The organism is Mesocricetibacter intestinalis, assembly GCF_004363295.1.
Lineage (GTDB): Bacteria > Pseudomonadota > Gammaproteobacteria > Enterobacterales > Pasteurellaceae > Mesocricetibacter > Mesocricetibacter intestinalis.
The window spans coordinates 1-8,380 of record NZ_SNYQ01000015.1; the positions used below are offsets into that span (position 1 = coordinate 1).

Sequence of the window (8,380 nt, forward strand, 5' to 3'; positions counted from 1 at the left end):
AACGGGCTGAGCAGAAAGCATAAGATTATGTTTATAAAAGATTTTTTAAGCAAAAAGAGTGGGTAAAACCCACACTTTTGTCTATTAAACTAGGGGTATGTGGAAAATCAATGAAAATCCCCACACTTTTGTCCATTATGCCTAAAAAAACTTTGCCAAAAATGACCGCACTTTTACTGCTTTACAGCGCAAAGCTGTTGACCGAAAAAACTATTCCCGCCTTAATTCAGCTTATCCCCGAGCAAAAACTGCAATACGGCATCCATTCTCAGATGCGGAATAGGTTCGCCCGGTAGCAGAGGCTGCGGCTCAAACTGTTCAAATTCAAATTTATTTTCCCGCCAAAAATCACTGTCGGGTAGTTTATTCGGTACAGTGCCGGGGTACAGAGTGATTTGCTGCCTATCGCCGCTGCGTGCGCCTTGAATCGCTTTAAACTGCATTCCCTGTTCGCTCACCAATACCTGACGGGTAGCCCGAATGGCGGCAATTGCACCATATTCGGTTTTAATCCCCTCAAATGCCGCATGGCGACCGCCTTCCTGAACCAATTGGCGCATTAGACTAATCAGATTAGGTAGCTGATCGGAGGTAATATGATCCGCTTTACTGGCAATAAATAATAGGCGATCAATACGTGGAGAAAACAAGCGATTCAGTAAATGGCGCTTACCATAATGAAAATTCTTAAACAGCCGCCGCAGTCCCTCCTGCATATCCAGAAAAGCCTGAGCACTGTGATTCAGCGGAGTCAGGCAGTCCGCCAGAATAACCTGACGGTCAAAATTAACAAAATAATTCTGATAGAATCCCTTAACAATTTTATGTCGATAATAACTATAGCGCTGATTCAATACGGCAAAATAACTTTTGGCGCCCGCTTCCGCTTTCAGTTTTTTCCATTGCTGCGGCGCCAGATGTATCAACGGAAAAAACTGTAATGCCGGCGCCCCTTCCAGTTCGCCCGGCAGCACAAAGCGTCCCGGCTGGATAAAATGCATGCCCTGTTGCTTACAGGCGCGCAAATAGGCGGTATATTCTTTTGCCAATTGTGCCAGAATATCTTCGTTGGCCTCCGCTTTCAAATCAATTTTGCTCAATTTCGCCAACCATGCCTGTGCCAGCTCAGCACGAATACCGACCGATAAATGATGCAAATCCTGCGACCATTGCTGATAATCCATTTCCAACAGAGGCAAATCCAGTAACCATTCACCGGGGTAATCAAAAATATCCAGATACAGGGTGCCTTTTTCTTTAATGTAGCTGAACAGGCCGTTATTACGCTGATAGCGTATCGCTAGACGGGTTTCGCTAACCCCTCGGGTAGACTGGGGCCAGCGCGGCGGCTGCGCCGAGAGATCGCCGAGATTGGCCTCATAATCAAAACGCGGAATGCTTAGATCCGCCTGCGGCATACGTTTAACCGCAATAATGGAAAGGTTTCGCGCCCCTTCGAATAAAGGCAGGTGATTATTTTCCCTTTGGTCGATATGCAATAATTGATTAATAAGGCTGGTAATAAAAGCCGTTTTTCCGCTGCGGCTTAATCCCGTAACTGCAATACGCAAAGAGCGATCTAGGCTACGATTTACCATTTGATTAATTTCTTTTCGAAGACTGTTAAACATTTTTTCAACTTGCCTAATAGGAGGGATCGGCCGACGCAAGATTAAAGATAGCCAATCCTATGAATATCATCTACAATTCCGTCATAATTTACCATGAATACCTTGGCTATGTTGATCAGAAAAATTACTTTTCTTGCTATTTTTATCTTATCCGGATTTTCCTGGTCCGTTTCGGCTGCCCCCCGTATTCCCGACAGCCTGACCCAAAACGGGCTGATTTATTGTACCAGCGCCACCGGTTTTTCATTTAATCCGCAGTCTGCCGATGCCGGTACCAGTATGAATGTCATCACCGAGCAGATTTACAGTAAATTATTCGAAATTAAAAATAACAGTGCCGTGGTTACGCCTTCGTTAGCCGAATCCTATACGCTCTCCGCAGACGGAAAAAAAATCATTCTGCACTTACGCAGAGGAGTAAAATTTCATCATACCGCCTGGTTTACCCCAAGTCGGAACTTTAATGCGGACGATGTGGTATTTTCCTTAAACCGCGTACTCGGACACAACACCTCACTGCCCGAATTCGCTATGCTGGAGAATCAAATTTCTTCTACCGACAAGCAACGGAAAATTTTTCATGAACTGGCTAAAAAAACCCGTTTTCCTTACTTTGAAAGCATTAAGTTAAACCAGAAAATAGAAAGCGTTCAGGCGCTTGATCCTTATACCGTGCAGATTAATCTGTTTATGCCGGACGCCTCCATTCTGTCTCATCTCGCCAGCCAATATGCGATTATTTTTTCTCAGGAATATGCGCTGCAACTAAATGCGGACGATAATCTGGTACAACTGGATCTGCTGCCGGTGGGTACCGGCCCCTACCAGGTAAAAGACTATTTCCGCAACCAGTACGTACGTCTGGAACGTAACGATAATTACTGGCGCAAAGAAGCTAAAATTAAAAACATAATTATTGACCTGTCCGCTGATCGCATCGGGCGTCTGGCCAAATTCTTTAACGGCGAATGCCAAATCGCCGCCTTTCCCGATGTCAGTCAGCTGGGTTTGCTGAAAAATCACGGAGAGCATTTCCAAACCCTGCAAACCGAAGGAATGAATCTGGCCTTTCTGGCCTTTAATATAAAGCGTCCGGAAATGCAGAAAGTGGAATATCGCCGTGCTATAGCTCAGGCCATTAACCGACACAGAATTATTAAGGATATTTATTACCAAACCGCCAGTGTCGCCAATGCCATTATTCCGTCCGTATCCTGGGCGGCGACAACCGGAGACGGTAGTCAGAACTTCGCTTATGATTATGATCCGGAGGCGGCGAAAGCTTTCTTCAAAGATAAGAACCTCAGCCTGAATATCTGGGTAATTAATGAAGAGCAGGTTTTTAATCCTTCCCCGATTAAAACCGCAGAACTGATTAAATTCGATTTAACTAATGCTGGTGTGAAAGCTCAGGTACGCCTGATCAGTCGTAACTTTCTTACCGAGCAGCTCAGAAACGACAGTGCGGATTATGATTTAATTCTTAGCGGCTGGCTGGCCGGTAATCTGGATCCGGATAGTTTTATGCGCCCTATTCTAAGCTGCAGCAGTGCCAGTGAAATCACCAATTTAGCCAATTGGTGCTCACCCTCTTTCGATCACCTGCTTGACCATGCGCTGACCACCACGGATACCCGCCTGCGCGCAATAGATTATAATCTGGCCCAGAAAATCGTCTTATCCGAATTACCCCTGTTACCCATTGCCAGCGTAAAGCGCGTACTGGTTTCCAGCACCCAGGTTCAGGGGGTTGATATGACGCCTTTCGGTAACATTAATTTTGAAAAACTCTCTTTCCGGAAAGGACAAAAACAATGATTTTTTCCTTATTTCGACGCATTTTTCTCACCCTGATTATTCTGATCGCATTGTCCGTGATCAGCTATGCCATCTTTATGCGAGATCCGGTAAATGCGATTTTCGCCGAACCATATATTTATTCCGGCTATCTGAATTATACCCAAAACCTACTGCGCGGCGATTTGGGGATCACCTATAACGGCGGTAATTCGCTACGTTCCCTGATTCTTACCGTATTACCGCCGACCTTGGAACTTTGTTTTGCCGCCATGTTGTTGGCATTGCTTATCGGTCTGCCGCTCGGATTACTCGGTGCTTTTCAACGCCAGAATGCCTGCGGGAAAATAATCAGTGCGGTATCTTCTTTAGGCTTATCCGTCCCCGTTTTCTGGATTGCGCCGCTATTACTCTACTTCGCTGCGGTGCAGGGTTGGGAAATCTCCGCGGTGGGGCAATATAATCTGCTTTACGAAATAGAGCATGTAACCGGCTTCGCGCTAATCGATATTTGGTTTAACCATGAACCCTATCGGATAAAAATCATTCAGAACGTTCTGCAGCATCTCGCTTTACCCACCATGGTACTGGCGATACTGCCCACCATGGATATCACCCGGCTGGTAAAACAGCGCGCCGAATGGATCCTGACTCAAAATTATGTAAAATTCTCACAAACCCGAGGTTGGAACGGACTGAGTATTTTGCGTAAATATATTCTGCGCCACACCCTACCGGTGATTATTCCGCAACTGCCGCGCCTGGTAACCTTTGTCCTGGCTCAGGCAATGCTGATTGAAGGTACTTTGGGGTGGCCCGGTATCGGACGCTGGCTGATGGATGCGGTGGCCCATCAGGACTACAATAGTATTTCCGCCGGCGTTATCGTTATCGGATTATTTATCATTCTTATTAATATGCTGACAGAAATAATTATGTTTGTTATAGATCCGTTTAATAAAAAAGGCTGGTATGCAAGATAAAGAACCCTATGAATTTCGGGAAACCGAAACAATACGCGAAATCTGGTCTTTATTCCGCAAAGATAAAATTGCTCTGCTCAGTTTCTATATATTTATTTTGCTGATTCTGACCACTCTTTTCAGCAATTTTATTGCGCCTTATTCGAGTGATGCGCAGTTTGTCGGCTATGAATTACTCCCGCCCTCTTGGGTATCTTCCGGCAAAGTGGAATATTTTTTCGGTACCGACGATATCGGACGCGATGTATTCAGCCGTATATTAATAGGTAGCGGCTATACTTTCGGCGCCGCCCTTGCGGTGGTATTTTTCACCGCGATTCTGGGCGGTACTCTGGGTATTCTGGCGGGTATGTCGCAAGGCTTAAAATCTCGTATTTTGGGCCACTTTCTCGATGCCTTTCTGGCGGTTCCCATTCTGCTTATCGCCATTATTATCGCCACCCTGATGGAAGTATCTCTACTCAACGCCATGCTGGCGATTTTACTGGCGTTATTACCCCATTTTATTCATGAAATCTATCAGGCCGTACAGCAAGAACTAAAAAAGGATTATGTACTGATGCTGCGGCTGGACGGTGCTTCCAATTTCACCCTGCTGAAAGAAACCGTGCTACCGAATATCAGCGTACGCTATATTAAAGAAATTATCCGTGCTTTTACCGTAGCAATTCTGGATATCAGCGCCCTCAGTTTTATTTCGTTGGGCGCTCAGCGACCGGCACCGGAATGGGGCGCTATGATCCGGGATTCGCTGGAATTAATTTATCTGGCTCCCTGGACCGTCGTGCTGCCGGGAATCGCTCTGATTCTAACTACGCTTATCGTGATTATTTTCGGTAACGGGCTATGTAAAGCCATCAGCAAATATTATGAATAGGAAAGAGCATGGCATTATTGGATATCAGAAATCTGTGCATAGAAGTGGAAACCCCGAACGGGGCGGTTAGAATTGTGGATAATGTCAATCTGACCCTAAATGATGGTGAAATCTGCGGCCTGGTGGGTGAATCCGGTTCGGGAAAAAGTATTATTGCCAAAGTTATCTGTAACGCCTTTAAAGAAGAATGGCGAATCAGTGCGGATCGCTTCCGCTTCAACGATATCGAATTACTTAAACTCAGCCCGCACAAACGGCGTAAACTGGTGGGAAAAGAAATTTCGATGATCTACCAACAGCCCCTTAGTTATCTGGATCCGAGTAAAAAAATAGGGCGGCAAATTATTCAGAATATCCCCTCTTGGACCTTCAAAGGCCGATGGTGGCAACGTATCGGCTGGAAAAAACGACGGGCAATAGAATTATTGCACCGAGTCGGAATCAAGGATCATAAGGATATTATGCGCAGCTATCCGGCGGAAATCACCGAGGGAGAGGGTCAAAAAGTCATGATCGCCATTGCCGTGGCGAATCAGCCGCGCCTGCTTATTGCCGACGAACCGACAAATTCGCTGGAAGCCACAACCCAGCAGCAGATTTTCCGTCTGCTCTCCAGTATGAACCAAAATAATAATACGACGATTTTACTGGCAAGTAACGATATTACCGGCATCAGCGAATGGTGCGATCGCTTTTGCGTGCTGTACTGCGGTCAAAATGCGGAGTCCGGCCCGCGCGAAAGCCTGCTGGAAACCCCGCATCACCCTTATACATCCGCCTTATTGCACGCGATTCCCGACTTTAGCCGTCCCTTCCCCTTCAAAAGCCGGTTAAATACCCTGAAAGGTACGATACCTCTACTGGAGCAAATGCCAATTGGATGCCGTTTAGGCCCGCGTTGCCCCTTCGCCCAAAAAAAATGTGTGGTAAAACCGCCGCTGCAACGAATTAAGCAACATGAATTCGCCTGTCATTATCCGCTCAATTTGCGCGATGCGGAACGTCGTGATAAAGATAAGGTTACGCCGCTGACCTTGAAAGAGGATAACAAATAAATACGGGGAAATTAGCATGATACCATTGCTGCAAGTCGAAGATCTGTCCAAATCCTTTCATAACGATTCCGGATTTTTCCAAGGTAGCCAGCTCAAAGCGGTACAACAGATAAGTTTTACGCTGGAGAAAAAGAAAACCCTCGCCATTATCGGACAAAACGGCTCGGGCAAATCAACCCTGGCCAGAATGATTGTGGGTATTACCAAACCCAGCAGCGGAAAAATTCTATTCAAGGGACAAGCGCTGAATTTTGGCGATTACCATTACCGCGCCCGGCATATTCGCATGGTTTTTCAGGATCCGAACAGCGCCTTTAACCCGCGCCTGAATGTCGGACAGATTCTGGACGCTCCCCTGCGCCTGGTTACCAAATTGAACGAAGAAGAACGTAATAAACGGATCTTCGATACCCTGCATTTAGTCGGCTTATATCCGGATCATGCCAATATTAAGATCAACACCATGTCTGCCAGCCAGAAACAACGTATCGCTCTGGCTCGGGCATTGATCCTGGAGCCGGAAATCATTATTGCCGACGACGCCCTCGGCGCACTGGATGCCTCGGTAAAAACCCAATTAACCAATTTAATGTTGGATATTCAGGAACGACTCGGTATTTCTTATATTTATGTGGGGCAGCACCTCGGTATTATTAAGCATGTTTCCGATGAAATGCTGGTACTGGACGAAGGTCGAATGATTGAATACGGCCCCACCAAAGCGCTGCTGACCAGCCCCAAAACAGAAATTACCAGACGCTTGGTAGAAAGCTATTTTGGTCATATTCTGGAGGAAAGCGCCTGGAGCAGCCGTTAATCTATTACACAAAACTTTTGTGTTTTCAACCGCACTTTAACAATTGCCCATAAAAAGTGGCACCAGCAACGGCTAAAAATGCGGCTTCGTTTCCTTCAGGGCTGGATATTTATTATTCATAGCTTCCGCCCAGGCGGTGAGATGAGGGAAATGTTCGGACAGATCAAAACCCGTATTTTCCGGGCGGAATTGCCACCAATCAATTAAACATACCGCCGTTAATGTGGCAATATTCAGCCCATAGTCAAAATCCGCCAATCTTTTTTCCAACTGTTGAAAACTGCGAATATTACGTTCCATCAGCTGTTGATGGCGAGCAACCCACCATTCCTCTTGCGGCCGTAATCTTCTTTCCGCCACTATGGTCGGCGTAGTATTTTCCAAAATTCCTTCCACTAATGCATTCAGACTTAAAACATCCCAATATTCCTCGCCTTTAGGAAATAAACTCGGCTGCTTACCCTGTTGATCCAGATATTGACTGATAAAAAAGCTACCGAATAGCCACTTACCGTTTTTCATTTGCAACGCCGGAATACGGCCAAGAGGATTATCCTGATTATGCGGCGAATTCGCATCAAAAGAATTCGTAACGCGCAGCATTTCCACTTGATTTTCAAGTTGATGATATTTCAAAGTTGCCACCGCTTTACGGGCAAAAGAACTTGTTGTCGAATACCAAAGTTTCATAATTTTTATCTCCATAAGTAGAGTATCTAAACCTATGTACATTATGAAAGATTAATGCTGATTTGCAACTACAGCGAAAGAATTTAGCGAGCGCTCAATATAAAAGGATTAAAGATTTTCCGCCGCAGTTCATACTCTCTATTAAAAGTGCGGTGTTTTTTGTGCGAGTTTTTTGAGGCGGATACCAAGAGCGCCTATATCCTAAGTTGGGAAAGAAACCCTATATCCAACAACGAAAAACACCGCCTTAAGGACGGAAGCGATAATTGTGATGCGCTTTTCGCTTATCCGCTCAATTACCGCAGGAAAAAAGCGTTAAGGGCTAAGTAAAGGAATAGATAAGCAAAGGCATAAAAGAGCAAAGCGGGGGCGGGGTGGATTTACAAGGCCATAATAACTAAAAGTGCGGTGCTTTTTTTAAGGATTTTTTTAAACAAAAAAAAGCCCCGATATTTATCGGGGCTCTCTATTCCTACCTGGCGGTGACCTACTCTCACATGGGGAAGCCCCACACTACCATCGGCGTTACG

7 protein-coding genes are annotated in these 8,380 nt (G+C 45.6%); 5 read left to right on the plus strand and 2 right to left on the minus strand.

The features are described 5' to 3' along the window. Positions 1-221 precede the first annotated feature (221 nt). The gene (locus EDC45_RS10275) at positions 222-1,631 is read right to left on the minus strand and encodes a YcjX family GTP-binding protein (RefSeq protein WP_133546082.1); all 1,410 of its coding nucleotides are present in this window, start codon (positions 1,629-1,631) and stop codon (positions 222-224) included. Between the two features lie 108 nt (positions 1,632-1,739). On the opposite strand from EDC45_RS10275, the gene EDC45_RS10280 reads away from it, so the two are divergent. Genes EDC45_RS10280 through EDC45_RS10300 form a run of 5 tightly spaced genes read left to right on the plus strand, consistent with a single transcriptional unit; the run spans position 1,740 to position 7,160 of the window. Then, positions 1,740-3,449 (plus strand): ABC transporter substrate-binding protein, encoded by a 1,710-nt coding sequence (locus EDC45_RS10280; RefSeq protein ID WP_133546084.1) that lies wholly within the window; start codon positions 1,740-1,742, stop codon positions 3,447-3,449. Further along, positions 3,446-4,411: an ABC transporter permease gene (locus EDC45_RS10285; protein ID WP_133546086.1), complete on the plus strand. Its 966-nt coding sequence runs from the start codon at positions 3,446-3,448 to the stop codon at positions 4,409-4,411. The genes EDC45_RS10280 and EDC45_RS10285 overlap by 4 nt, the downstream gene beginning before the upstream one ends. Next, positions 4,401-5,288 (plus strand): ABC transporter permease subunit, encoded by an 888-nt coding sequence (locus EDC45_RS10290; protein WP_133546088.1) that lies wholly within the window; start codon positions 4,401-4,403, stop codon positions 5,286-5,288. Before EDC45_RS10285 ends, EDC45_RS10290 begins: the two co-directional genes overlap by 11 nt. A gap of 8 nt (positions 5,289-5,296) precedes the next feature. Then, entirely contained in the window at positions 5,297-6,343 is a 1,047-nt protein-coding gene (locus EDC45_RS10295) for a peptide ABC transporter ATP-binding protein (protein ID WP_133546090.1), read from the plus strand. A gap of 19 nt (positions 6,344-6,362) precedes the next feature. Continuing rightward, positions 6,363-7,160: a peptide ABC transporter ATP-binding protein gene (locus EDC45_RS10300; protein WP_133546094.1), complete on the plus strand. Its 798-nt coding sequence runs from the start codon at positions 6,363-6,365 to the stop codon at positions 7,158-7,160. A gap of 72 nt (positions 7,161-7,232) precedes the next feature. Here EDC45_RS10300 and EDC45_RS10305 read toward each other — a convergent pair whose 3' ends face one another. After that, complete coding sequence (locus EDC45_RS10305) at positions 7,233-7,850, minus strand: glutathione S-transferase family protein (RefSeq protein WP_133546092.1); 618 nt, start codon at positions 7,848-7,850, stop codon at positions 7,233-7,235. Between the last annotated feature and the right edge of the window lie 530 nt (positions 7,851-8,380).